We start from the raw sequence: 23,398 nt of genomic DNA, 5'->3' as shown, positions 1-23,398 counted from the left end.
TAGGTGATTATATGAAAAATTTCCATCGTTTTAATGAAGCAACTGCAGGTAAAACTTATGATAGTAAGTTGATGGCACGCCTTTTGAAATATGCTAAGGATTACTGGCTGCTCTTAACGACATCAGTTCTACTATTGACTTTAATTGCCGGTATTGATATAGCTCGTCCCTACATTATTAAAATAGCTATAGATGACTATATGAGAGTTTATGACCGCCCTATTACCGAATACGAGAATACCATTGATTTTGCCTTCATACCTTCTTCTGCTTTGCAGCTGGTGCGTTATGAGGGAACCTCTTACTTAATTAATGGCACCTTTAACAGCAATGACACAAATTATAAAATTGATAAAATCGATCATCTGTATCAATTAGTTACCGATAATGAGATTTTCGAAGCACAAAGTTTGTCTGCCGAAGAAGTAAGATCTTTTCGTAGAAACGATGTTCATGCCCTTGGACTGCTGAGTATCCTTTACTTCCTATTGATTTCGCTAGGGGTACTTTTTAACTATATACAGGTATACCTGCTGAATTATACCAGCAATAAAATTGTACTAAAGATTCGTAATCAGCTATTTGCACATCTTCAAAAAATGCCCCTTAGTTTTTTTGATACAAATTCTGTTGGACAATTGGTAACAAGAGTTACCAACGATACTGAAACCCTTCATGAAATGTATACGGGGGTTTTAGTAAACTTATTTAAAGATATCTTTGTACTGTGTGGCATTATATTTATTATGCTAAAAATGAACATTTCATTGGCCCTTTTATCCTTTAGTGTGGTGCCTATTATTCTTATTTCAGCTGGATTCTTCCGTACTAAAGTTAGGATTATATACAGAGAAGTAAGAACGAAATTAGGGGCTGTGAACGCTCTGCTGAACGCAAACTTTTCTGGCATAAAAACCATACATGTTTTTAATAGGGAAGATCAACAGTTCAAAGAATTCGATAAAAACAATCAAGAGCTTCTTATTGCCCATAAAAAGCAAAACTTTATTTTTGCTATTTTTAGACCCTCTATGGAAGTGATTCATTCGTTGGGAATTGCCATCATTTTATGGTATGGTGGGGGCCAGGTCCTTCGCCAAAGCATCGAATTTGGTGTGCTCTTTGCTTTTATAAATTACATGAAGCAATTTTTTCAACCGATCAATGATTTAACAGAAAAATATAACATTCTTCAATCCGCTATGGCCTCCTCTGAAAGAATTTTCGCATTGTTAGATGAAGAACCTGCTATCAAAGATACCGAGTCTGTGATAAAAGGTCATTCTTTTTTAGGAGAAATCGAATTCAGAAATGTTTGGTTTGCCTATCATGATGAAGATTGGGTTTTAAAGGATATCAGTTTTAAAATTCATCCTGGGGAATCCATCGCCTTTGTAGGAGCTACAGGAGCAGGGAAATCTTCTATCATACAGCTCATTGGTCGTTTTTATGATATACAAAAAGGAGAGATTTTAATAGATGGTATGAATATTAAAAGTATTCCCTTAAAAGATCTCCGAGAAAACATTGGTATTCTTTTACAAGAAGTGTTTATGTTTACTGGCACCATTAAAGATAATATTGTCTTAAACAATAAAAATTTTACCGAAGAAGAGATCATCAAAGTTGCAAAATATGTCAATGTCCATAATTTTATTGAAAAATTGCCAAAGAAGTATGATGAACCGGTTGTAGAAAAGGGCAACAATTTTTCTACAGGACAACGGCAACTGCTGGCTTTTGCCAGAGCATTGATTTTTAACCCTTCTATTTTCATTTTGGATGAAGCTACTTCTAATATTGATACAGAAACAGAAGGTTTAATTCAAGATACCATAAAAAAGGTTATCAGAGACAAAACTACTATTGCTATTGCCCATCGTTTATCTACAATACAAAATTGCGATAAAATTATTGTACTGCACAAAGGACAGATTCGAGAAACTGGTAATCATCAACAACTCCTCCAACACAAAGGGATTTATTATCATCTTTACCAGCTTCAGTATAAAGAAGATATTGATTTAGCACAAAATTAATGGAAAGATTCTCTTTTCTATGATATTTTTTATATATTCTATGATATTTTTCTTTTATCTCTGCTTATAATCCTACTATAAATTTGTAACACTATACGTAATATAAGTAAACTTTAAATATAATGTTTGAGAGCAAAATAAGTGTATGGAAAGGATAGAATAGTCATGGGAAATCACGAAGGAATTTCTGTTTATAATGAAATAGGCCAATTAAAGAGTGTATTGCTTCATTGTCCTGGGGAAGAAATTGAAAACATTGTACCAGATTACTTAAGAAGGTTGCTATTTGACGAAATTGCTTACTTAAAGCAAGCTTGCAAAGAACATGATCAGTTTGCAGGTATCTTAAGGCAGGAGGGGACAGAGGTTTTATATCTTACAGAATTGATGGCAGAAATATTAGAATCTCAAGAAGTTCGAGATGGTTTTTTAGAGGATTTTATGGATGAAGGTCCCGTTGGAACAGAAGGTATTCGGGAAGCTTTAAGAGAATTTTTTTCTACTATGTCTCCTCTTGAAATGGTTCGAAAATGTATTGCTGGGGTACGAACAGAGGAACTAGCTGCTATCAAACCCAAGTCTTTAGGGGATATGGTAAGAAATCCTTATCCATTTTATCTAGATCCAATTCCTAACTTATATTTTCAAAGAGACCCCTTTGCTTCTATCGGTGAAGGCGTTACTTTAAACGTTATGCATAGCAAAACCAGAAATAGGGAAACCTTATTTGCAAAATATTTATTCGATCATCATCCACGATTTCAAAATATTCCTCGCTGGTACAACCGGGATAAGAGTCACCCTATCGAAGGTGGGGATTTATTAGTGCTCTCTGAAAAAATAGTTGCTGTGGGTATCAGTGAGCGGACAGATGCTGTTGCCATTGAAAAAATGGCAAAGAGTATTTTTAACTCTAACGAGCCTTTTGATACTGTTCTTGCCTTTGACATCCCTAAAACCCGCGCCTATATGCATCTAGATACAGTTTTTACTATGGTAGATCATGATAAATTTACAATTTACCCAGGCATTGTATCTCCTTTGGATGTCTATAGCATATCTAAAGGAACAGAACTCAAGATTACCTATGAAGCTAGTGAACTTTCTTCTATATTGAAAAAATATTTGAATCTTCCTGCTGTAGACTTGATTCCATGTGGAAATGGCGATGTCATTGCTGCCAGTAGGGAACAATGGAGCGATGGCAGCAATACCTTAGCAATTTCTCCTGGGAAAGTTATTTGCTACGATCGTAATCATGTCACTAATGCCGCTTTAAGAAAGCATGGGGTTGAGGTTCTAGAGTTTGAATCCTATGAACTGTCCCGTGGCCGTGGAGGCCCTCGTTGTATGAGCATGCCTCTGAAAAGAGAAAAGCTATAGATGCCTTTGACTTCATCACTAGATAGAGATAAAATAAAGTGTGATGATAAACTATAAATAGTTAGGGAGGCAATCTTAATGTACGATTTTCACATCCACAGCAACTTTTCCCCAGATGGATTCATGCAAATGGAAGAAGCTGTTGAATCTGCAATCCAGAAGGGTTTGAAGGAAATTTGTTTTACAGATCATATGGACTATGACTATGATGGTAATGGTAACGACTATAAATTTGACTATCGTGAGTACTTTTTATCAATACAAGCTTGTCAGGATAAATATGCTGGTAAAATTATTATAAATAAAGGGATAGAAATGGGGGTGCAACCCCATATTCTAGACAGATGCAAAGAAGATGTAGAAAAATATGATTTTGACTTCGTTATTGCTTCTATACATTCTGTTGAAAAGTCAGAATTATTTCTAAACAACTTTTTTGATGGAAAAACCCAAGAAAAAGCTTACGAAATTTATTTCAATGAATTAGAGGATGTAGTAAATAATTATGATGGTTACAGCGTACTGGGACATCTAGATATTATCAAACGCTACGGAGGCTTTGATCTTCCTCTTCAGTTGGAAGCTTATGAGGTATTTACAACTGCTATTTTGAAAAAGCTTATTGAAAAGGGTAAAGGTATTGAAGTAAATACCTCTGGTATTCGTTATAACTTAGGGAACTATCATCCTTCCATTGATATTATAGAATTATATCATCGTCTTGGAGGAGAAATTATCACTTTAGGTTCTGATGCCCATTATCCTCATCATGTAGCCTTTGATTTTCATGATGCTTTAAACCAACTTAAAACAATAGGCTTTCAATATATTACTACTTTTAAAGAAATGAAGCCTCGTTTTCACAGTATCGATAAGTTGCTGATTTGAAAAAACCACCTACGCTAACGCTTAGGGGTGGGGATTTTAACCCTAAAAGAAAAAAGTTTAAATAAAAAAACAGCTAAGAAATTGATATGCTCCCTTCTAGCTGTTTTCTTTATTTTAGAGTTGTCCTCTATATTTTTTCATTGCTTCACTGAATATCTCCGCAGTTGAAGGTGGTGTATAAGTAATAGCATTTGCCCCAGCTTCAATGGTTCTTAAAATAGATTCTCTGCTATTACCGCCTGTAGCTATAATTGGTACAGTACTGCTGACTTCTCGAATTTTTTTTACGATTTCCGCTGTTTTACCCGCTCCAGAAACATTTAAAATATCTGCTCCTGCCTCAAGTCTTCCTTGAAAATCTTCATCCTCCGATACAACTGTAATGACTACAGGGACATCTATTGTATTTTTAAGCTCTGTTACGATTTCATTCGGAGTAGGTTTATTTAAAACAACACCTATGGCCCCTTGGAACTCCGCATGAAGTGCTATATTTATGCATCTTTTTCCTGTAGTTAATCCTCCTCCTACACCACAAAAAACAGGTACATCTGAAGCCAGCATTAAGGCCTGGGTAATCAGTAATTGTGGTGTAAAGGGATATACCGCAATTACCGCATCTGCATTGGTATTTTTAATGATAGCGACATCTGTACTAAATAAGATGGACTTCATTCTTTTACCAAAGATTTTTATACCACTAGCTTCTGCAATACAAGTAGGTAGCTCAATATAATTACTTCTTAAAACACCTTTAATTTCTGGTACATATTTTACTTTTTTGATTTGTTTGTTGTTTTCCTCCACTATACTACCCCCTTTGCATAGGATCAATAATACCATAAGCTATTCTTATTATATTCCTTCCTTCTTAATATTGCAATCAGTTATTCTCTGCCTGTTTTTTCTATGATGACACTTCTACATAAGAACTCTATCAATAGGAATTCTCTTGTCACGATGACATTGAGGGCAAGAAAATATATGAAGGCACTGAGCCTTTGAAACACCATCTAATTTTTGTGTAATTTCTTTATCTAAATAAGGACTATAGTCGTCAAAATAGTCTTGAACCGCTGCTTGAGCCTCCATACTGCTATCACAAAAAGGACACTTTACCACATAACTTGATAAACCATTGCATATAGGACAAACCATCTCCATACAGACAAAACCTCCTTTAATCTTGTGTTTAAGATTATTATCTGCTAATAAAGTATATTCAATGCTTATCCCATAAAAGTTTTTAATACCTTTCTTATAAATAAGCAAGTTCAAACTTAAACTTAACTTAAAATTCATTTCATTATTTACTGTATTTTACAAATAAATCGTCTAGTGCTTCTCTTAATAAAAAAGCCTCTGTTTTATCAGTCTTTTTGGATAACTCTCCTAATCGTTCTAACTGGGTTTTCGTAAAATAATTGGACTTTAAAACCATATTTTCATTTTCTGCTAAACACACCCTGTTTTTTCCCTCACGCTTTGCTCTAAAGAGCGCACTATCGGCGGCTCTAAAAAGTTCTATGGAGTTTTTAGCATCTCTAGGAAAATTGGCAATACCGGCACTTATTTTAATCCGCATATCCTGTTTACGATCACTCAGCTGAAAAGTATTCTCATCAAAATATCTCCTAATTTCCTCCATAATGATCAACCCTGTTTCTGCGTTAGTATTACTAAATAACACATAGAATTCATCTTTATTATATCTACCTACCAAATCATTAGACCTAAGATTCTGTTTCAACACAGAGGCTATTTTCTGTATCACTTTATCTCCTATTGTTTCACCATAATAACTATTTACTGTTTCAAAGTTATCAATATCTATCATAGCAAGGGTAAAAGTTTCTGAAGCATCTTTTATTTTTTCTTCTACGCTTTTATCAAATTCTTCCTTCATCATGATTCCTTGAATTTTATCAATCATATAGCACCTCCATCAGTCTCCCTTTTATATAGACATATACCTTTATGCACTTCAATATGCTAAAAGCTATATTCGCAGCACTTGTCTCACTCCTTGACCAAAGACAAGATCATAGATCGTGTATATTAAGATTCATTTTTAAAGATATACACCTATATTTTATATAAATATATATGTCTATTGGTGAACATACATCCCCCCACAACCTTCTTAACCGTCTAGAAAACCATCTCTTTCTCTTTGTTTTAAAAATATACTTTATATTTCCTGTAATAATCGTTGCTGATGAAGAATATTTATTGAATATCATCATGAATTTATTTATTGAGGTGGTATGACCTTGAAGAAATCATCCTTTATTTTTGGTACAATTTTATTGGCATTAGTTAACGTAGTCGTCCGGTCTCTTGGTTTTATTTACAAAATTTTTCTCTCAAGAATGATTGGTGCTACAGCTATTGGCTTATATCAGATGGTTTTCCCCTTTCTTATGGTAATCATCACCATACCAACTGCTGGAATCCCCATTGCTGTTTCCAAATTAGTAGCTAAAGAAAAGTCCGTCCATAATCGAGAAGGTATTTATAAGGTATTGTTTCTTTCCTTGTTGTTAGGGGGATTAGCTGCCTTAGGACTTTCAGTTTTTGTATCTCTAAAAATTGATTTCATTGTTCATAAGCTGCTGAAAAACCCAACCCTCTATTATCCTGTTCTATGGACAATTCCTGCCATTGGCATCATCACTTTTGCCAGCATTTTAAGAGGATTTTTCTATGGATTAAAAGAAATCGCACCGGCTGCTACTGCTCAAATCATCGAGCAAATTTGCCGTATTGCCTTTGTGTTGTCTTACCTTTATTACAAAACCCCTTCAAATCCTATGGCGGCAGCTACCATTGCCATTATTGGTATTTCAATAGGAGAAATTTTTGGTCTTCTTTATTTGGTGTTTAGATTTAATTTTAAAAAAATAGCAACGAAATCTCATTTTTTAAAGGTTTATAGTGATTCTTCTGTTGAAATATTGAATCACCTGATGTACGTTGCTGTTCCTATTACCTTAAGCCGATTAATTGCAGTAGGAATGCAAACAGTAAACTCCATCCTTATTCCTCAAAGACTACAGGTAGCCGGTTATTCTTCAACAGCTGCCATCGAAACCTTTGGAAAAATATCAGGAATGGCGATGCCTTTATTGTTTTTGCCCTTTACTGTGACCACTGCATTGGTGATCAATATCATTCCTAATATTTCAGAACAGTTAGCAGTGAATAACTTCAAAGATGTAGAATACAAGTCCAGCTTAGCCCTTAGGATTACTTTATTGATTGCTATCCCTACTACAATTGTTTATGTGATTTTCGGCAACCACCTTGCTGAATTGGTCTACAACCATGAAGATGTAGGTAAATATCTTTCTCTCATCAGCTATGGTACCGTCTTCCTCTGCATGCAGCATACATTATCAGGTATTTTACACGGTATGGGAAAACAAGTAATTACCACCATTAATTACTTGTTAGGTATGTTATTACAGCTTTATTGTACTTACTTTTTAATCCCTAATCCTAAATACGGTATCTATGGTTTTTTTATAGGTTTTTTACTATCTACTTTTACTATTTTCGCCTTAAATCTTATTACGCTAATGAAATATATTAAAATCGATTTGCCTTTGATACAATCTATATTGAAGCCAGCTTTGGCATCTATTTTAATGATTATTTCTATGGTCTATAGTTATAAAGCTTTTTATATCTTTTCACACAGCAATGGACTGAGTACAATTATCTCCTCTTTAGTAGGGGCCAGCTTGTACCTTATACTACTACTTATAACCAAAACCTTTGATTTAAAACATTTAATAGAAAGCATCAAAGATTAAAACAAGAACCCAGCACACGCTTAATTACCTTTGTATGTGCTGGCTTTCTATGTAGTAAAGCCTATTTATTAAATAGTTTACTCACTTCTTCTGCCTCTTTACAGTTTAAAACATCCTTCGCCTCCAGCCAACCTTTTCTTGCGATACCGATGCCATAGACAACATCGTCAAAACCAGAAATTCTGTGGGCATCTGGTTCAATCACCAGTCTTACCCCTTTTTCCTTAGCATATTTGCACATTCTCCAGTCTAAGTCCAATCTATGGGGATTGCTGTTAATTTCAATGGCAACCTTATTGATGCTACAAGCTTCGATGATAGCTTCTATATCCAGGTCATAGGCTTTCCTAGACAGCAACAACCTTCCTGTTGGATGGCCTAAAATGGTTAAATATTTGTTTTCTACAGCCCTTTTCATCCGATTGGTCATAGCTTCTCTATCCATATTAAAGTGAGAGTGGATGGAACCAATAATATAATCAAAGCTGGACAATATTTCATCATCATAGTCCAAGGACCCATCTGGAAGAATATCTGATTCAATCCCTTTAAATATTTTAATTTGCGGATATTTTTCTCTTAACTGCTGAATCTCTTCATGCTGTTTTTCTATGGCTTTTTCCTTGAGTCCATTAGCATAGACAGCTGTTTTACTATGATCTGATATACCGACGTATTGAAATCCTTTATCTATAGCTACCTTTACTAGCTCTTCAATAGAATTTACTCCATCACTATAACTGCTATGTACATGAAATACTCCCTTAACATCTTTCAAGTCAATTAATTCAGGGATCTGGCCTGCTTCTGCTGCCTTTATTTCTCCATCATTTTCCCTCAGTTCTGGGGGAATATATTGCAGCTGCAATACCTGAAAGAAACTTTCCTCATCCTGTACCTTTATTCTATCATCATCCCGAAAAATACCGTATTCATTTACCTTTAGCCCTAAATTTTTTGCTCTATGTCGTATGGCTGTATTGTGTTCTTTGCTGCCGGTAAAGTGATGTAGTGCTGTGGGATATTCCTCATCCTCCACTAGCCTTAAATCTACATTGATCCCCGAGGTTAAAAGTACACTGGATTTCGTATTTCCCTTAGTTATTACCCTTTCTATTTCTTCAAAGGAAGTAAAATCCTCCATGATCTCTTCTCTTTTGTCTTGCAGACAACTGCCAATGATATCAATATCTTTAATCAATTCTTTTTTTCTTCTTATGCTTCCTGCTACACTTACCCTTATGATTTCTTTGTGGTTTTGTAGTTTTTCTAAAATTGGTTTGCTAAAAAGCATCCCTGTAGATACTAAATGTTGACCTCTATATTTTTTTAAGTGGTCAATCCCCTCTAGCATCTTATTTTGTGTCTTTTCTCCGAAACCCTTTAGATGAAGAAGACGATTTTCTAAGCATGCATACTCTAGCTCTCCCAAGTTTTTGATAGCTAATTCGCTATATAAAAGCTTTACTTTTTTAGGCCCCAGACCTGGTACTTTAAGCAAATCAAATACACCTTCAGGAATTTGTGATTTTAATTCCTCATAGTATTGCAGCCTGCCTGTCATGACAAGTTCTGATATTTTTTCCTGCAAAGCCTTTCCTATACCCTTGATCTCCCCTAGTCTGTTTTCTTCTACTAAAATTTTTATATCCTCTCGTAGAAGCTCTATTATTCTAGCACCATTAAAATATGCTCTCGTCTTAAAGGGATTTTCTCCTTGTATTTCTAGTAAAATACCTATTTCTTCTAAAACTTTACTGACTTCTTTTTTATCCATATATAAACACCTCTACTTGTTTGTATCTTCTCTATACAATTATACCCTCTTGTAGACTTGTAATTCTACCATTAGATACTATATAAATTACAATAAAACTTTTACAACTCAGTGTGAAATAGAGGAATCATGGGGACGGTTTGTAAATATACTAAAAGCTCTGCATAATTTTACGCAGAGCTTTTAGTACACGCTTCTTAATCTATAACTTCTATGCTGTCCCCAGCAGCTACTACCCCACCCTTTAGAACTTTAGTAAAAATCCCTTCTCGAGGCATAACACAGTCTCCAACTTGATGATAAATAGCACAGTGTTGATGACATTCCTTACCGATTTGAGTAACTTCCTGTATCGTTTCACCGATCCTTAGCTTTGTACCAATAGGAAGTTTACTTACCTCGATGCCATGTGTGGTGATATTTTCAGCAAAATCACCTTCTTTAATCTCTGGCATACCTGCTGCTCTGATTTTATCAGCACTTTCCTCAGCTAAAAGACTTACTTGCCTATGCCAGTCTCCTGCATGAGCATCTCCTTCTATACCAAAATTTTCAATAAATACTGCCTTTTCAACGGGAATTTTCTTCTCTCCCTTTTTTTGACTGATGTTAATCGCTACTACTTTTGCCATCATAACCCCTCCTTAGATTGTTACTATCTCACCTGTATTTTTTGTATCATAGCCTCCCAGTTCCTCAACCAGCTTTAAGAAATCTTCGCTCTTCATTACCTCAATAAGCTTAAGAATCTCCTTGCTTTTTAGCTCTTTTTGAGGAATAAGCAAATCATAGTCTTCCCAATCAATAGGAATAAAATCCACATCCATAGATTTTGCCGCAGAATATACACCTAAGCCACAATCTGCAGAACCACTGGCCACCGCTGCCGCCACCGCCATATGGGTAGTCATTTCTCTATCATAGCCATTGACCTTTGAAGCTTCTATACCTCTTTTATTTAAATAATAGTCTAAAAGTATTCTTGTTCCAGCACCTCTTTGCCTGTTAACAAACTGAACCTCTTCTCTTGTCAAATCATCTATTCCTTGAATATTTTTAGGATTACCTTTTTGCACCATTAATCCTTGGCTTCTCTTTACAAATTTAATCAAAGCCATATCTTCACCCTTTAAATAACGTTCCACATAGGCTGCATTATACTCTCCTGTGCTTTCCTCCAGCAAGTGTATAGGTGCCATATGTCCTTCTCCTTTTTTCATGGACATAATCCCCCCCATACTACCTACATGGGCTGAAGATAAAAATATCTCAGGGTTTTCTTTATGAAGCTTGTTTGCCAGCAAGTCCATCACAAGATCATGACTGCCTATAGATACAATGGTATGATGAATTTCTTCCTGAGGTTTCAGCAAAGTAACCTCCACCTCTGTACCAGCTTCATAGCCCTCTGTCTGCTGAGGTACCACTAATATACCATCTGCCTTTACTAAAGACATGGTAACACCAGCTCCCCGCTCCAGTGGTGTTGCTATCATCTTATCTTTTACCTTTCCTAGTTTTAGACGAATATATTCTTCATGCTTTAAGGAAGAAACAATTCTTCTAGTCAAAGTTGCTTTTATTTTTTGACCCTCTGATAAGGTTTGTCTATTGTATCTAAAAAGTAGTGGTTTTAAGAAAAATTCAAAAACAAAATAGGCAGATACTGGGTATCCGGGAATACCAATCACTGGTTTTCCATCTACTATAGCTAAAATAACTGGTTTCCCTGGCTTTGTAGCTACCCCATGGATTACTACTTCGCCGATTTCTCTAAGAACATTTACTGTATAGTCCTCAGAACCAGCAGAAGATCCAGCATTGATAATCACAATATCATTTTCCTTTGCAGCACTACGAATTGTTTCCTTAATTAAATCATAGTCATCCCTTACAATAGAATATCTGTTTGGCGCCCCCCCATACTGCTCTACCATAGCAGCAAACATCCTAGAGTTGGACTCGATAATTTTTCCTATTTGAAGTTCTTGAGATACCTCTATGATCTCTGAGCCAGTAGGTATGATACCTACCATCGGTTTTTTGTATACTTCTACCTCTGGAAGCTGTCCAGCTAAAAGTGCTCCAATATCCATAGGTCTGATTTTATGGTTTGCTGAAAGAATCATCTCACCTTCAACAATATCCTCTCCTATAGGTCGAACATGTTGCCAAGGCTTTGCCGCAGCATATATTTCAATGGTATCTTTATCGATTTCCACAATATCTTCAATCATAATCACCGCATCATAGGGATCTCTTAAACAGCCTCCTGTATTAGTAAAAACAAAATCCTCCCCTAACTTCAACTGTGCAGGAGCACTTTCAGTAGCACCATAGGTTTTTTCTGCAATTACAGCTACCCCATCCATAGCAGCAGCATTATAGCTAGGGGAAGATTTTTTAGCAAACAGAGGCTTTACCGTTACGCGATCCAGTGCCTCTATTACTGGCACTACTTCGGTTTTAGTAAAAACCTTATCCATTTCAAAGTGTGTAAAATATTGTTTCTGTGCTTCCTCTAAAGGAATGTTGGTTAAATAAATATTTCTTGTATCTTTTCCCATATTTGCACCCCATTCATTAGAATAAATAAACCTTAACGTTTTCCCCTTTTAACAGTCCCTCTTGATTTGTATCAATTTTTACATACCCCATAGATTTTGTCATCATAGTTAGCATACCTGATTTTCCATGAACAGGTGATACGATTGTTTTTCCATCTTCCTCACAAACTCTTACCATCACATAATGTTCCCTTCCAGGAGCAGATGCAATATTTACCGCCAACTCCCCTGTTATGTAAGGAACAGGACCTTTATCTCCATAAAGATTTTTAATTAAGTAAGTTACTAAGGTTTGATACACAACTAAAGCTGACACAGGTTGTCCCGGTAGTCCAAAAACTGCTTTACTCTTTACTTTTCCTACAATAGTAGGTTTTCCTGGCTTTACAGCCAAGCCATGGATAAACACTCCCGGATCTCCAATAGCATTGATGGCATCCTTTGTGACATCCTTTGTTCCCATAGAACTTCCACCAGAAATCAATACAATATCACTTGTTTCTAAAAACTCCTCTATTTTTTCCTTTAATTGCTCTAAATCATCCTTCACAACCGCCATACCCATCACTTCACAATGGTCCTTCATGGCAGCCGTAGCTATACTATATGTATTCATGTCCTTAATCTGACCTAGTTGTGCTTCTTCCTCTGGTGCAACGATTTCATCCCCTGTAGAGATAATACTCACTCTAGGTTTTTTATAGACATTTACCTTGGTAATACCCATTCCTGCTAAAACACCTATATCCTGTGGTCTTAATTTATGTCCTTTTTGAAAAATTACTTGTCCTTTGCTGACATCTTCTCCAAATTGCAAAATATTTTCCTTTGGAGCAACAGCACTTTGAACACATACAGTATTATCTTCCAATACCTCTGTATATTCTATCATCACTACAGCATCACTATTTTGGGGCAACATTCCTCCAGTAGGCACATAACAACATTGACCAGATTGAAGAACAAGCTCTGTAGGTTTACCCATAGCTACTTCACCAATGCTGGTTAAAAAGCTAGGCAGAGCATCGCTGGCTCCATAAGTATCCTTTGCAATAACAGCATAACCATCAACTGTTGACCTATTAAATTCAGGAACATTGATGGTAGCTTTGATATCTTCATAAATAATACAATTCAAAGCTTCTAAAATAGGAATTTCTTCCATCATTAAAACTAAATCTGCAAAAACCTCCTTGATCTTCTCGCGGGCTTCCTTCATCGTTAATGTACTTAATAGTTCCATTATTTTTTCCCCTTCGCATAAACGTAGTATTTAGTAATATTACTATAAAATAATAGCCAATCTACTTGGATTGGCTTATTTGTTAAGACAAATTTCCTTTCCGAAGTGGGAGGCAAATAAATTTCTTTATTTACCCATTGGTAAAAAATCTTAGTTAAAAAACCTTAGATTATTTCACTCGAAAATTTGACAGGTAATACTTTGCTTACTGAAATTTGTTTTAATCGTACCATATTTTAATAAATTGTTCAAGTTTTTAGAAATCATCGACAAAATAAAAACCCCCAAGTTTCCTTAGAGGTTTTTTTATCCAAGATGTCGTCAACTGCAAAATTCACACCCGCCACTCACTCAAAGTGGGTGACACATTTTATTCTTCTGAAGTCCACCTAAAGTGGCGTTTCATAGGAATAAAAAATATGTTCTCCCGGATGTTATTTGTCGGTTGAATTTCGCTAAAGTCAACGTGCATCCTCGATGATCTTAAAATCATTATACAACAAAGCAAACAAAAGATAAAATGTATTTTTTGTCAAAATTTTTTATTATTACGTAAGAACTAATGTCTTTTTCTATTAGTTCTTTATAGCTTAATTTTTCAGATGTACTTCTAACTTGACAGTAATTAAGCTTCTACTTCTTTAGGAAACCTATTACATCATTTAAATTTTATATCGTAGAAAAACAACAAGACAGCCTAAGCTACCTTGTTGTTTTCAATGATTTTATTAATTTCTTCTTCTTTTAATGTTTCCCTTGCCATCAGTTCTTCTGTAACTGCATGTACTAAATGAATGTTTTTTTCTATCAGTACTTTTGTCTCTTCATACAGCCTCTTCATTTCCTTGTTACATATCTCAGCCAATCTCTGGTCAACCCCTCCAGGCTGCCCCAACAGGATATCATAGTTGATCATACCTACTTCGTCATTCATACCAAATTGTTTAATCATAGCCACTAAGATTTCTGTAGCTTTTTGAATATCATTACTTGCCCCTGTAGTAATATTTTCTTCTCCGAAAATAATCTCTTCTACAGCACGGCCAGCAAGGGCAATTTTAATGCTATGAAACATATCCTTTTTCTTGTGATACATACTATCAGGAGGAATATTCATACTGAATCCTCCTGCCCCCTTAGTACTTGGTATAATGGTTACCTTCGTCACCTTGTTTTCAGGGCATAGTAGTTTCGTAGCAATGGTGTGACCTGCTTCATGATAGGCTGTAATTCTTCGCTCACTTTCCTTTATGTTACTTCTATCTTTTTTCTCCTCACCAGCAACTACTGTATAAAAGGCCTTATCAACATGTTTTTCTGAGATAAAGCTTGCATTTTCTCTAGCTGCATAAATTGCTGCCTCATTCATTAGATTTTCTAGTTTTGCTCCACTGAAATAAACTGTTTGTTGAGCAATTCTTTCAATACTAATCGTAGTTGCTATAGGTCTATTTTGTGTGTATAGTTTCAAAATATCTTGTCTCGCCTTTAAATCTGGTAAACCTACCTCTATTTGCCTATCGAAACGCCCAGGTCTTAAAAGTGCTTCGTCTAAAATATCTAGTCGATTAGTAGCAGCCATAATAATAATTCCTTCACTTCCTTTGAATCCTGACATTTCTGTCAACAAAGCATTTAAAGTTCTGTCGGATTCATCACTGCCTCCAAGACCACCACGGTCTCGTTTTTTTCCTATGGCATCAATCTCATCAATGAAGATTACGCATTTTCCTTTTTCTCTAGCATTTTTAAAGAGATTTCTAATTCTTCCAGCCCCAAGACCTGCATAAACCTGCACGAAGTCTGAACCTGAAACAGCTAAGAAATCAACGCCAGCTTCACTTGCTAAAGCTTTTGCCATCAAAGTCTTACCGGTACCGGGAGGCCCGTATAAAATTACCCCTTTAGGCATCCTAGCACCATACCGTTGATATTTTTGTGGGTTTTTTAGAAAGTCTACCAATTCCATAACATTTTCCTTTGCTTCTTCATTTCCTGCAATATTAGCAAAGGTAATCGTCGATTCTTTTTGTGTTGAAAACTCTACGGAAGACATTTTGTCGTATTCCTTTGAAGCTTGCTTTGAACCTTGCTTAGAAAGGATAAAGGCCATACCTGCCAATGCCCCAATCACTATAATGAAAGTGATGACTTGAACAACAGAATGTTGCTCACCTACCTCTACAACTATAACATCTGCTGTTAGTAACATTTCTTTTAAATTATCTGTCCTAGGATGATCTGTAATAAATTCTTGTCCATCCTTAAGTTCTCCCTTAATTTTAGGACTATCCATTAGAAATACCTTATTAATCTGATTTTCTTCAATTTTTTCTAGGAATTCTCCATAAGACACTTCTATTGGATTCTCGGAATAAAAATATTGCCTATAAATTCCAAAGGATATAATAGACAATATAACAACGAACATACCTATCGCTAGCATTAGCTTTTTTTTGCTTATTTTTTTCATGAGTAAAACCTCCTCTATTATATACTTAAAAATTGGTATGTAATCAGAGGTTTACATAATATTTTAGCATAACTTTTACTAAAAGTAAAGTTTTTGTTGCAAAAACAAAAAACCTTCTTCTATAAAGATGCTTTAAAGCATAGCTTGAAGAATGGTTTTTTAGAGTACGCTAGGAAAAACTATAACTTATTAATTGTTTTTTTTCATTTATCTTTTCATTCATTTATTTTTTTATCCATTATTTCATGTGTTTGTGCACTTAATTCTTTAATTGCTCTTCGTTTTGTTTTAGTAGTAAGAATCTCATAATTTCCCATAGCAGCAGCGGCTACTATAAAAGAATTTAAAAAACTTAAATATACTGTTTTTAAAGTAATGGCACCAAAAACAAACTGATTAGTGAACATAATAAAAGCCGCTACAAATAATGTCACAATTTTTTTATCTAAAAATTCTGGGGTATAATCTTTAATAAAATGTGTGATGATATTGGTAGCTATTACCGCTCCTGTAAAGCTCCTTAAAAATTCAGCGGTGATTAAGTCAAACCCTTCATATATCATATTATTCCCCCTTTTACTCTTTACCTATATAATATGATTTATTAGGGTTTTCGTAGCCTTTTTATTATTGACTTTTTCTTTTGTTCTCCAAATAATTTAAAAACCTTTCCTTTACCTCTACATGTTGCTTATACTGGTGATCATTAATAATTCCTTTAGCTTTATATTCCTTTAATATGTTAATCAACTGGACAGACAATGATTCTAGATCCGATTCGATGGTCTTTAAGTCCTCTTCTTTATATTGTTGCTGCTTATTCACCATTCATCTCCTCCTAATTTGTCATATTTCTATGATATACATATCATCCTACTGGATGGTATATGGAAAGTAGTGTTGAAATATTCAGTTTTAGTCATTAGTATGGCGTTTTATTTATGCAGATCTTCTTCAATTAAATTAAAGCATTAAATTAAAGTATTTTGTTAATTATTTCCTGTTATTTTAAATATTCTATAAAAACTAATGAAATCCTTCTAATTTTTAAAATAAATTTAAGTTTTAATAAACTAATTGAAAAATTAGTTGTTAATAATCATTTTTAATAACTAATTTTTCAATTAATGTTTGGATTTAACTTTACCTTCAACATTAACTACCTGAAATTTTTTATTATCAGTATCAACAAAACCTACTTCCTCTAACAACCTTTTTATATTATAGCTTTCTTTCCTCCATTAGTACATTCAAATGTTTTAGCGAGTTTTTCTCTCCTTTAAAGGCCCCTCCTACCATCAAGCTAAGAGACCCTTCATCCTTATGCGTTTTACCAAGGAATCCATCTGCATTTTTATCAATAAACAAAAATCCTTAAAACATCTTCTATAGAAGATTTTTTAAGGATTTTACATTACTATGAGCTAAACGTTTTCCTATAACTCTACCTCAAAGACCAATTGCCTCTAGTTGTTGTAATAATTCTCATATGGGTTGCTAATAATCGGTGACCTAATTCGTTTTTTTCTTTGTTTTTATCTGAAACTTTCCATTTAATAGATAAAACTTTCCATATGCCTTTCATTGGACCACCTCTTTAATATTTGTCGATATATTATTTTATCATTATTCAATTAATTTTGTATAATAGTAAATAATGCATTACTGTTAAACCTTATCCACCTAAGAGAAAATCTGGAATTTACAAAGTCAAGGATAAATTTATTTGAAAAATATTTACAAAATATATTTTTTATTGTATACTATTAATGTTATATAGCAAAATGCACAAGGGGGTATGGCGCAGCTGGGAGCGCGCTTGACTGGCAGTCAAGAGGCCAGGGGTTCGAATCCCCTTATCTCCACCAAAACAAAACGTTAAAAAATACAGCTTTCCGCCATAATTGGAAAGCTGTATTTTTTTATACCAGATTATTTTATTCTTTAAGTTGATACTGTAATTGTTTTAAGTCTTCAGGTAAATCTCCTTTAATTTCAACAACTTCTCTATATCTAGGTTGAAGGAATTTCAAATAGTTACTATGTAATGCTTGTCGATGGATGAAAGTGGAAGTAGTTCCATAAAGGCTGTCTCCTATTAAAGGGTGTCCTAAATGTGTCATATGTACTCGAATTTGATGAGTCCTACCAGTAAGTAGCTGTACTTCAACCATGGTAGCCTTCTTATATCTTTCCAATACCCTATACTTTGTAATAGATTTTTGACCCCGTTCATCTACCACCCGCTTAATGGATTCAAAAGTAGGTCTATATATAGGTTGAATAATAGTGTCAAAATCCTTTTCTATTACTCCTTCTACAAAGGCGATATACTTTTTTTCCACTTGATCCTGCTGCATCTGCTCTGATAGTACATGATGTGCATAGGGATTTTTAGCGATAATTAATAATCCAGAGGTATCCATGTCTAGTCGATTGACAAACCTAATCCTGCAATTTATCTCCTTCCTGTTTAAGTAATATTGTGCTGCATTAGCAATCGTACCAGTTGGATGGCTTTTAGTGGGATGCGTAACAATTCCCGGTTGTTTGTTAACAACAATAATATCTACATCCTCATAAATAACAGAAAATGGGATAGCTTCTTCTTCAAATTGGCTGGGTTCCTCCTTCATAGAGATCTTGATGACGTCTCCAGATTTTACTAGTTCATGATACTTCACATAATGATTATTTAAAAATATGGACTCATTCTTTTTTAACTTGCTTAACAGTCGACTTGATACTTGTAACCGTTTTTTTAAAATCTCTTTTACCACTTGTTGATCATCTTTTTCTTCAACTTCATAAACAATAGTATCTTCCCTTTGTTGTCCTTCTATAATCATATTTTCACCTACTTATCTTTTTTCCTTAGCCACGAATATTATATTCCATACACCCTTGACGATCAAGTAAATTTTCATCTTTAAAGTTTTAAAAAGTTTTAAACTGAGAATATATACGCTAGAATAGAGGTACCATAAGTTTATTGCCAATAATACTTTTTAAAGAAATATTAATATTATCATTACCAAAGTATAGTATAATACATGTATGCTAAAATATTTTTTTACTGGAAGCAATAATTTTTTCTATATAAGGAGAATGTGGTATGGATACTAGAAGGATTATCAACATTTTACATAGTGACACAAAATTTTCTATGGACACAGCAAAATATTTGAAAAGCAAACTTATTAAGCTTGGTTATCATGTTCCTAACAGTTTTGACTTTGAAGCTGAGTTGATTATTTGTATCGGTGGAGATGGGTCCTTTCTAAGAGCCATTCATCAATATGACTTTCCCGATATCCCAATAATAGGTATCAATACTGGTCATCTAGGCTTTTTTGCGGAGGTAAACCCAGATGAAATTGACAACTTTTTAGACAAGTATACTGCTGGAGATTACTTTATTGAAGAAATTAATCCCCTAGAAGCTACTATATGTACCAGAACTAATTGTATTGAGACAAGAGGAATCAACGAGATTGTCATTAAAGGAGATAAATCTAGAACAGTTCACCTGGATATTTTTGTAAACAATCATCTTATACAACGTTTTAGCGGTGATGGTATATTAGTAGCTACTTCTACAGGTAGTACTGCCTATAATTATTCTATAGGGGGGAGTCTTGTTGACCCTAAGCTAAATGTAGTACAGGTTACACCGCTAGCTCCTATTAATACCAATGCTTATCGTTCTTTTACCTCTAGCGTTATTTTTCCCGCTGAGACAATTATTAAAGTCAACCCAGAGTATAGATTTGAGAACTCTATTGTCATCGTTAGTGATGGTAATGAACATAGATATGCGGGAATTTCAGAAGTAGTGTTGCAATTGTCTGAGCTTGATATAAAACTACTCCGTTTAGCAAATTATAACTTTTGGGGTAGAGTTATTAATAAGTTTTTATAATAATAAAACCCTCTCCAATCTTAATGGAAGGGGTTTTATTATTAAATGCACATTATCTTATGATTTTCTGGCAAACTTATTAACCATTAATGCAATAGCACCATCACCAGTTACATTGGCCGCAGTCCCAAAACTATCTTGTGCAATGTATAGTGCCATCATTAAAGCTAATTGGCCGTCTGTAAATCCTAACATTGTTTCTAATAATCCTACTGCCGCCATAATAGCTCCTCCAGGAACTCCGGGAGCTGCTACCATTGTAACTCCTAGCATCAAAATAAAGGGAAGTACTTGTCCAAAGGTTAGTGACATACCTTCTATTGCCATTACCGCAATAGCACACATAGTCAAACTAATAGTGCTCCCTGCCAAGTGAATGGTAGCACATAAAGGTATTACGAACTCTGCTACTTCATCCGATATATTATTATTTTTTGTACTTCTCACTGTAACTGGAATCGTTGCTGCCGAAGATTGTGTACCAATAGCAGTGAAATACGCCGGCATCATGTTTTTAATAGCTCTAAATGGATTTGTTCCTGTGATAGAACCAGCAACTAAGTATTGTGCAATAATGTAAATGATGTGAATAGCAATAACTAGTACGAAAACTCTACCAAATACAGCTAATGTTTGTGCTACTTCTCCTGAATAAGCCATTCTTGCAAATATACCAGCTATATGTACTGGCAATAGTGGAATAATAATATTCTCAATAACTTTTTGGATAATTTCTTGAAACTCCTGCATAAAGTGCAACATAGTATCGCCATTAATAGCCGCCATACCTAGTCCTAAAAGGAAGGCAGTTACAAGGGCTGTCATAACCCCCATAATAGCTGGCATCTGAATCTCAAAATAAGGGCTGGCTACTAATCCCTCCGCTGCCGCCTCTCCTCCTGCTGCAATAATATTAGGTAAAATTAAACTAGCTGCAAGAAAAGCCAATATTCCAGCTACTACTGTTGATACATAGGCTATACCCGCTGTGATTCCTAGAAGTTTTCCAGCTTTTCCACCTAACTCAGCAATCCCCGGGGCCACAAAACCAATAATGAGTAGAGGAATAACATAACCTAAAAAGTTGCCAAAAATTCCACTAAAGGTAACTAACAGTCTTGTTAAAAATTCAATTCTAGTGGAACCAATAAGAATACCAATGATAATACCAATGATTAATTTTGGCAGTAAACCTAATTTTTTCATCTTAACTTACTCCTTTACATAATTTTTTTCTCTTTACTTTTTATTAGATGCATATAATATAACATTATTAAGACTATGCTATACAACATCCTTATTATTAAGTATAGATAATACTTTCATTGATTTTAATACAGCAAAACTACCTTTATGGGTGTTAGCTACCTCCTTTACTAAAGTCCAACCTGCAATTCATAAATATTTAAATCTAAATAATTGAGAATTTTTTTAGTTTTCCTTAGGATGATCAAAATATGTAGGCAAAACTTAAAAGGACTAAAAAGACCATGAAACTATTATTTAGTGTATCCTTAGAAGGAATTATTATTCATTTTCCTATTGAGTGACTGCATTTGTAGGAAACTAGGATATTGCTTAGTTTCTGGAGGGAAAGAAATACATTACTTTATTATCAATTTTTTTCAATAATTTGCTAAAATCAGCTGTAGTAATTTCAACAGTTTTCATTGGAACCCCTGGTGAAAATATTAGCTTATCATACTGAAATATTTCACTATCTACAATTAAAGAAATCTCCTTTGCATAGCCAAACGGAGCAACACATCCTGGAAAACATCCAGTGTATAAGAGGATTTCTTCTGAAGAAGCCATTGCTATCCTTTCATTTAATAATTTCTTTATTATGCTTGGATATAGCTTTTTTGCTTCTATCGTAGTAAATGCATATAAATCTTCTCTTTTTGTTTTTAATAATAAGGTTTTGGTCTCTATTCCCTCTAACGAAAATATTTTTTTGACTTTTGCTGCCTTATGGTCATGAAAAATCACTTCATGTTTAATCTCCTTATAATTAACACCGATTTTTTTTAATATATCTATAGTTTTTTCATACATTTCCCCTCCTCCTTTTATGCAATAGCAACTATATCATATCATATTTTTAAGTGTTTTGTAACTTATACCAAATATGTTAATATTATAGTATAGTTTTTCAGTAAATTGCTTCCAATAAACTAAGAAACCCTCTCTAAGCTGGCACTTACTGAGGACATCTTAGTTATTTAAAAATAAAGTCATACTAAATGATTATTAATAAGACTTGAGTTGACAATTATTTAGTGCAGTAGTGAAAACAATTGTACAGTTCGATTAATAAAATAATTTTTTTCAGATATTTTTTTGTTTTTTAGCTTGTAAGTAGTATATAATATTAGTAAAAGTTACTATATAATCATTTATAGGTTTAATTTAATCATAAATGGTTATAATTTTATTATAAAGATGGGAGTGAATGTAAAGACATGGCTTCTGATAAGTTAGTCAACAGGTACACTATTAAGGAAGAAATTTTCAATAGTATAAGTCACGGTATTGGTGCACTGCTTAGTATTGCAGCATTAGTAGTTCTTGTCGCCTTTGGCAGTATTCGTGGAGATGTTTGGCGGATTGTTAGTTTTAGCATATATGGATTTACATTGTTTTTTCTATATATGTCTTCTACCCTCTATCATAGTATTTTCCATGAAAAGAGCAAAAGGGTATTGAGGATTCTCGATCATGTTTCTATTTATTTGCTTATCGCTGGAAGCTACACACCTATTGCTCTTGTATCTATGAGGGGTGCATGGGGTTGGAGTATTTTTGGTGTAATCTGGTCCTTAGCAATTATTGGAATCATCTTAAAGGTACTCTCTATAAATAAGATCAAGTACCTGTCTACCATCATTTATGTCATTATGGGTTGGTTAATCATTATTGCTGTCAAACCTATGCTCAGCATGGCTCCTCCAGGACTATTTCTTTGGTTACTGGCTGGAGGATTGATTTATACTTTAGGGGTGATATTTTATGCATGCAAAAGAATCCCCTTCAACCATGGAATCTGGCACTTGTTTGTTTTAGGTGGTAGTATCGTACATTACTTAGGGATCCTATTTTACTTAGCTCTCTAGGATTTTTGTAGGCAGAAAAAAATTAAAACTTTTTTAAATTTTATTGTTGACAATAATTTTTAAAAATGGTATTATTAAGATATTGTGTAGATGGAGTTTATAATTCGCATATTATAAAGAGTTATCACTTCACCAAAAATATCACTCTTTATAATATGCGAATTTTTTTCTC

At 34.3% G+C, this 23,398-nt stretch carries 22 protein-coding genes, 1 tRNA gene, 1 other RNA gene and 1 riboswitch; of the genes, 8 read left to right on the top strand and 16 right to left on the bottom strand.

Features of this window, described 5'->3' with window-relative positions; all coding sequences use genetic code 11:
• Nucleotides 1–11: 11 nt before the first annotated feature.
• The 3 genes from CACET_RS07030 (at nt 12) to CACET_RS07020 (ending at nt 4,310) form a co-directional block, all read left to right on the top strand.
• Complete coding sequence (locus tag CACET_RS07030; protein WP_044823671.1) at nt 12–2,039, top strand: ABC transporter ATP-binding protein; 2,028 nt, start codon at nt 12–14, stop codon at nt 2,037–2,039.
• Between the two features lie 165 nt (nt 2,040–2,204).
• Entirely contained in the window at nt 2,205–3,422 is a 1,218-nt protein-coding gene (arcA, locus tag CACET_RS07025) for an arginine deiminase (RefSeq protein WP_044823670.1), read from the top strand.
• Between the two features lie 78 nt (nt 3,423–3,500).
• Nucleotides 3,501–4,310: a histidinol-phosphatase HisJ family protein gene (locus tag CACET_RS07020; RefSeq protein ID WP_242846884.1), complete on the top strand. Its 810-nt coding sequence runs from the start codon at nt 3,501–3,503 to the stop codon at nt 4,308–4,310.
• A gap of 114 nt (nt 4,311–4,424) precedes the next feature.
• Here CACET_RS07020 and CACET_RS07015 read toward each other — a convergent pair whose 3' ends face one another.
• The 3 genes from CACET_RS07015 to CACET_RS07005 form a co-directional block, all read right to left on the bottom strand.
• Nucleotides 4,425–5,117 carry a beta/alpha barrel domain-containing protein gene (locus CACET_RS07015; protein ID WP_242846883.1) on the bottom strand — a complete coding sequence of 231 codons (693 nt, stop codon included), beginning with the start codon at nt 5,115–5,117 and terminating at the stop codon, nt 4,425–4,427.
• A gap of 114 nt (nt 5,118–5,231) precedes the next feature.
• Nucleotides 5,232–5,474: a hypothetical protein gene (locus CACET_RS07010; protein ID WP_044823668.1), complete on the bottom strand. Its 243-nt coding sequence runs from the start codon at nt 5,472–5,474 to the stop codon at nt 5,232–5,234.
• A 142-nt stretch (nt 5,475–5,616) separates the two neighbouring features.
• A complete protein-coding gene (locus CACET_RS07005) occupies nt 5,617–6,243 on the bottom strand; it encodes a GGDEF domain-containing protein (RefSeq protein ID WP_044823667.1) in 627 nt (208 codons plus the stop codon).
• A gap of 173 nt (nt 6,244–6,416) precedes the next feature.
• On the opposite strand from CACET_RS07005, the gene CACET_RS20405 reads away from it, so the two are divergent.
• Entirely contained in the window at nt 6,417–6,581 is a 165-nt protein-coding gene (locus tag CACET_RS20405; protein ID WP_158385995.1) for a hypothetical protein, read from the top strand.
• Nucleotides 6,578–8,128 (top strand): stage V sporulation protein B, encoded by a 1,551-nt coding sequence (gene spoVB, locus CACET_RS07000; protein WP_052661247.1) that lies wholly within the window; start codon nt 6,578–6,580, stop codon nt 8,126–8,128. Before CACET_RS20405 ends, spoVB begins: the two co-directional genes overlap by 4 nt.
• A 61-nt stretch (nt 8,129–8,189) precedes the next feature.
• Here spoVB and polX read toward each other — a convergent pair whose 3' ends face one another.
• The 10 genes from polX to CACET_RS20395 all read right to left on the bottom strand — a co-directional run bounded on the left by polX (nt 8,190) and on the right by CACET_RS20395 (nt 17,773).
• Nucleotides 8,190–9,905: a DNA polymerase/3'-5' exonuclease PolX gene (polX, locus tag CACET_RS06995; RefSeq protein WP_044823665.1), complete on the bottom strand. Its 1,716-nt coding sequence runs from the start codon at nt 9,903–9,905 to the stop codon at nt 8,190–8,192.
• A 197-nt stretch (nt 9,906–10,102) separates the two neighbouring features.
• On the bottom strand, nt 10,103–10,537 hold the full coding sequence (locus tag CACET_RS06990) for an MOSC domain-containing protein (protein WP_044823664.1): 435 nt from the start codon (nt 10,535–10,537) through the stop codon (nt 10,103–10,105).
• A 12-nt stretch (nt 10,538–10,549) separates the two neighbouring features.
• Complete coding sequence (locus CACET_RS06985; RefSeq protein ID WP_044823663.1) at nt 10,550–12,472, bottom strand: molybdopterin biosynthesis protein; 1,923 nt, start codon at nt 12,470–12,472, stop codon at nt 10,550–10,552.
• A 16-nt stretch (nt 12,473–12,488) separates the two neighbouring features.
• Nucleotides 12,489–13,715 (bottom strand): molybdopterin molybdotransferase MoeA, encoded by a 1,227-nt coding sequence (locus CACET_RS06980; RefSeq protein ID WP_044823662.1) that lies wholly within the window; start codon nt 13,713–13,715, stop codon nt 12,489–12,491.
• Between the two features lie 77 nt (nt 13,716–13,792).
• A riboswitch (molybdenum cofactor riboswitch) is annotated at nt 13,793–13,911 on the bottom strand.
• 107 nt (nt 13,912–14,018) lie between these two features.
• A non-coding RNA gene (ssrS, locus tag CACET_RS19805) (6S RNA) lies at nt 14,019–14,198 on the bottom strand.
• A gap of 214 nt (nt 14,199–14,412) precedes the next feature.
• Nucleotides 14,413–16,188: an ATP-dependent metallopeptidase FtsH/Yme1/Tma family protein gene (locus CACET_RS06975; protein ID WP_044823661.1), complete on the bottom strand. Its 1,776-nt coding sequence runs from the start codon at nt 16,186–16,188 to the stop codon at nt 14,413–14,415.
• Nucleotides 16,189–16,403: 215 nt separating this feature from the next.
• Entirely contained in the window at nt 16,404–16,751 is a 348-nt protein-coding gene (locus tag CACET_RS06970; protein WP_044823660.1) for a hypothetical protein, read from the bottom strand.
• A gap of 64 nt (nt 16,752–16,815) precedes the next feature.
• The gene (locus CACET_RS06965) at nt 16,816–17,016 is read right to left on the bottom strand and encodes a hypothetical protein (protein ID WP_044823659.1); all 201 of its coding nucleotides are present in this window, start codon (nt 17,014–17,016) and stop codon (nt 16,816–16,818) included.
• 393 nt (nt 17,017–17,409) lie between these two features.
• Nucleotides 17,410–17,556, bottom strand: coding sequence for a hypothetical protein (locus CACET_RS20400; protein WP_158385993.1), 147 nt, complete (start codon nt 17,554–17,556; stop codon nt 17,410–17,412).
• Between the two features lie 76 nt (nt 17,557–17,632).
• Nucleotides 17,633–17,773 carry a hypothetical protein gene (locus CACET_RS20395; RefSeq protein WP_158385991.1) on the bottom strand — a complete coding sequence of 47 codons (141 nt, stop codon included), beginning with the start codon at nt 17,771–17,773 and terminating at the stop codon, nt 17,633–17,635.
• A gap of 207 nt (nt 17,774–17,980) precedes the next feature.
• Between CACET_RS20395 and CACET_RS06960 the strand changes: the two genes are divergently transcribed.
• Nucleotides 17,981–18,056, top strand: a tRNA-Ala gene (locus CACET_RS06960).
• 69 nt (nt 18,057–18,125) lie between these two features.
• Here the strand turns inward: CACET_RS06960 and CACET_RS06955 are convergent.
• A complete protein-coding gene (locus CACET_RS06955; RefSeq protein ID WP_044823658.1) occupies nt 18,126–19,037 on the bottom strand; it encodes an RluA family pseudouridine synthase in 912 nt (303 codons plus the stop codon).
• A 266-nt stretch (nt 19,038–19,303) separates the two neighbouring features.
• On the opposite strand from CACET_RS06955, the gene CACET_RS06950 reads away from it, so the two are divergent.
• On the top strand, nt 19,304–20,110 hold the full coding sequence (locus tag CACET_RS06950) for an NAD(+)/NADH kinase (protein WP_044823657.1): 807 nt from the start codon (nt 19,304–19,306) through the stop codon (nt 20,108–20,110).
• Between the two features lie 57 nt (nt 20,111–20,167).
• On the opposite strand, the gene CACET_RS06945 is transcribed toward CACET_RS06950, so the two are convergent.
• Nucleotides 20,168–21,316 (bottom strand): dicarboxylate/amino acid:cation symporter, encoded by a 1,149-nt coding sequence (locus CACET_RS06945; protein WP_044823656.1) that lies wholly within the window; start codon nt 21,314–21,316, stop codon nt 20,168–20,170.
• Nucleotides 21,317–21,688: 372 nt separating this feature from the next.
• A complete protein-coding gene (locus CACET_RS06940) occupies nt 21,689–22,168 on the bottom strand; it encodes a YbaK/EbsC family protein (protein ID WP_044823655.1) in 480 nt (159 codons plus the stop codon).
• Nucleotides 22,169–22,575: 407 nt separating this feature from the next.
• Between CACET_RS06940 and trhA the strand changes: the two genes are divergently transcribed.
• On the top strand, nt 22,576–23,226 hold the full coding sequence (gene trhA, locus CACET_RS06935; RefSeq protein ID WP_044823654.1) for a PAQR family membrane homeostasis protein TrhA: 651 nt from the start codon (nt 22,576–22,578) through the stop codon (nt 23,224–23,226).
• Nucleotides 23,227–23,398 lie beyond the last annotated feature (172 nt).

The organism is Clostridium aceticum, assembly GCF_001042715.1.
GTDB classification, from domain to species: Bacteria; Bacillota; Clostridia; order Peptostreptococcales; family Natronincolaceae; genus Andreesenella; species Andreesenella acetica.
This window is presented reverse-complemented; position numbering and strand designations above follow the sequence as displayed.

Excerpts from the sequence above, each read along its gene's own strand:
- CACET_RS07030 (WP_044823671.1), top strand. The coding sequence starts at position 12 with ATGAAAAATTTCCATCGTTTTAATGAAGCAACTGCAGGTAAAACTTAT.
- arcA (WP_044823670.1), top strand. The coding sequence starts at position 2,205 with ATGGGAAATCACGAAGGAATTTCTGTTTATAATGAAATAGGCCAATTA.
- CACET_RS07020 (WP_242846884.1), top strand. The coding sequence starts at position 3,501 with ATGTACGATTTTCACATCCACAGCAACTTTTCCCCAGATGGATTCATG.
- CACET_RS07010 (WP_044823668.1), bottom strand. The coding sequence starts at position 5,474 with ATGGAGATGGTTTGTCCTATATGCAATGGTTTATCAAGTTATGTGGTA.
- CACET_RS07005 (WP_044823667.1), bottom strand. The coding sequence starts at position 6,243 with ATGATTGATAAAATTCAAGGAATCATGATGAAGGAAGAATTTGATAAA.
- CACET_RS20405 (WP_158385995.1), top strand. The coding sequence starts at position 6,417 with ATGTCTATTGGTGAACATACATCCCCCCACAACCTTCTTAACCGTCTA.
- spoVB (WP_052661247.1), top strand. The coding sequence starts at position 6,578 with ATGACCTTGAAGAAATCATCCTTTATTTTTGGTACAATTTTATTGGCA.
- polX (WP_044823665.1), bottom strand. The coding sequence starts at position 9,905 with ATGGATAAAAAAGAAGTCAGTAAAGTTTTAGAAGAAATAGGTATTTTA.
- CACET_RS06990 (WP_044823664.1), bottom strand. The coding sequence starts at position 10,537 with ATGGCAAAAGTAGTAGCGATTAACATCAGTCAAAAAAAGGGAGAGAAG.
- CACET_RS06985 (WP_044823663.1), bottom strand. The coding sequence starts at position 12,472 with ATGGGAAAAGATACAAGAAATATTTATTTAACCAACATTCCTTTAGAG.
- CACET_RS06980 (WP_044823662.1), bottom strand. The coding sequence starts at position 13,715 with ATGGAACTATTAAGTACATTAACGATGAAGGAAGCCCGCGAGAAGATC.
- CACET_RS06975 (WP_044823661.1), bottom strand. The coding sequence starts at position 16,188 with ATGAAAAAAATAAGCAAAAAAAAGCTAATGCTAGCGATAGGTATGTTC.
- CACET_RS06970 (WP_044823660.1), bottom strand. The coding sequence starts at position 16,751 with ATGATATATGAAGGGTTTGACTTAATCACCGCTGAATTTTTAAGGAGC.
- CACET_RS06965 (WP_044823659.1), bottom strand. The coding sequence starts at position 17,016 with ATGGTGAATAAGCAGCAACAATATAAAGAAGAGGACTTAAAGACCATC.
- CACET_RS20395 (WP_158385991.1), bottom strand. The coding sequence starts at position 17,773 with ATGAAAGGCATATGGAAAGTTTTATCTATTAAATGGAAAGTTTCAGAT.
- CACET_RS06955 (WP_044823658.1), bottom strand. The coding sequence starts at position 19,037 with ATGATTATAGAAGGACAACAAAGGGAAGATACTATTGTTTATGAAGTT.
- CACET_RS06950 (WP_044823657.1), top strand. The coding sequence starts at position 19,304 with ATGGATACTAGAAGGATTATCAACATTTTACATAGTGACACAAAATTT.
- CACET_RS06945 (WP_044823656.1), bottom strand. The coding sequence starts at position 21,316 with ATGAAAAAATTAGGTTTACTGCCAAAATTAATCATTGGTATTATCATT.
- CACET_RS06940 (WP_044823655.1), bottom strand. The coding sequence starts at position 22,168 with ATGTATGAAAAAACTATAGATATATTAAAAAAAATCGGTGTTAATTAT.
- trhA (WP_044823654.1), top strand. The coding sequence starts at position 22,576 with ATGGCTTCTGATAAGTTAGTCAACAGGTACACTATTAAGGAAGAAATT.